This window comes from Enterococcus sp. 12F9_DIV0723, from assembly GCF_002174375.1.
Taxonomy (GTDB): domain Bacteria; phylum Bacillota; class Bacilli; order Lactobacillales; family Enterococcaceae; genus Enterococcus_A; species Enterococcus_A gilvus.
The window spans coordinates 1,292,528-1,294,191 of sequence record NZ_NIBK01000001.1; the positions used below are offsets into that span (position 1 = coordinate 1,292,528).

At 38.8% G+C, this 1,664-nt stretch carries 2 protein-coding genes; both read left to right on the top strand.

The window, feature by feature from the left end:
* Window positions 1-168 precede the first annotated feature (168 nt).
* Complete coding sequence (gene ylqF / locus A5868_RS06280; RefSeq protein WP_086304300.1) at window positions 169-1,017, top strand: ribosome biogenesis GTPase YlqF; 849 nt, start codon at window positions 169-171, stop codon at window positions 1,015-1,017.
* Window positions 1,017-1,664, top strand: a 648-nt coding sequence (locus A5868_RS06285) for a ribonuclease HII (protein ID WP_087654091.1), incomplete at its 3' end; no start/stop codon positions are given. The genes ylqF and A5868_RS06285, both read left to right, overlap by 1 nt.

The following is a 1,664-nucleotide window of genomic DNA, read 5'->3' on the forward strand; positions in this document are numbered from 1 at the left end:
AAGAAGAGTTGTGTTACAATAGCGTGTGGAATAATAGTTGAAATAAAAAAACAAAAGATTGTTGTGTGCAATTGAATGCAGGCTCTTATTTTTAGTATTAAATAATACCTGCTTTTTAAGTTTTAGATTCAATACGCTCAGTGAGAGTGTGCTAAGGAGGAACTGTTTATGACCATTCAATGGTTTCCTGGTCACATGGCCAAGGCGAGACGCGAGGTCTCTGAAAAATTAAAATTTGTCGATATCGTTTTTGAATTAATTGATGCTAGACTCCCTTTATCATCCCGCAATCCCATGTTAGACCAAATTGTACAAAATAAACCACGATTGATCTTGCTAAACAAATCAGATTTGGCTGATTTAAGCCAAACCAACTTATGGGTGAATTATTTTCGTGAGCAAGGGCATCACGTTCTTGCTTTAACTGCAAAAGATGATAAAAGTGTAAAGCAAATAGTTCCTGCTAGTAAGAAGGTTCTAGCAGATAAAATTACGCGTGATAAAGAAAGAGGACTAAAACCGCGGGCGATTCGCGCTATGGTTTTAGGAATCCCCAATGTAGGCAAATCAACGTTACTGAATCATCTGGCTGGTAAAAAAGTTGCGAGTACGGGAAATCGCCCAGGTGTCACGAAAGGGCAACAATGGCTTCGTTTTGGATCACAATTAGAATTATTGGATACACCAGGGATTTTATGGCCTAAGTTTGAAGATCCTTCTGTTGGGAAAAAACTGGCTCTGACTGGAGCGATTAAAGATGATCTTCTTCATTTAGATGACTTAGCACTTTATGAACTAGAAATATTTTGCCGTTTTTACCCAGAGCAATTAAAAGAACGTTATAAATTAACACAGGAAGATTTATTTATGGAATTGCCTGAATTATTAATGTTAATTTCTGAGAAGCGTGGCTTCAAAGAAGATTATGAGCGAGCAAGTGAGATGTTGATTCTTGAATTGAGACAAGGCAGATTAGGGCGTTTTACTTTGGATCGTTTTGAGGAGCATAATGACTAATGGAAAAAATAGCAGTAAGTAAAATTAAGGAAATACTGAAAGAAATCACCACTCCTGATGATCCACGGTTAATCGAGTTTCAGAAGGATACACGAAAAGGCGTACAGCTTGCCGTATCACAATGGCAAAGAAAGAAAGATAAGTATCTGGCGCTGGAAAAAAAATATAAAGAAATGTCTCTCTTTGAAGAAGAGAAAAAAGCCGCCGGTTTTCGAGCGATTTGTGGTATTGATGAAGTGGGACGTGGTCCCTTGGCCGGTCCGGTAGTCGCTGCAGCGGTAATTTTGAATGATGAACATGCTATACTTGGTTTAAATGATTCTAAGCAGCTTTCTTCTCATAGAAGAGAGGAGCTGGTGAAAGAGATTGAAAAAAATGCTCGTGCCATCGGAATTGGTGAAGCAACTGCTGAGGAAATTGATCAGCTAAACATTTATCAGGCGACTAAAGTTGCTATGCAACGAGCAATTGATCATTTGGAAATTGCTCCGGATTGTTTACTGATTGACGCAATGGCTTTAGATAACGGCCTTCCACAGGAAAAAATTATCAAAGGTGATGCCCGTTCAGTATCAATAGCTGCTGCAAGTATTATTGCCAAAGTTTATCGAGACGAGTGGATGGCAAATTACGGAGAGCGGTATCCT

Bases quoted from the DNA above. Each gene is read 5' to 3' on its own strand.
- ylqF (WP_086304300.1), top strand. From the start codon at position 169: ATGACCATTCAATGGTTTCCTGGTCACATGGCCAAGGCGAGACGCGAG.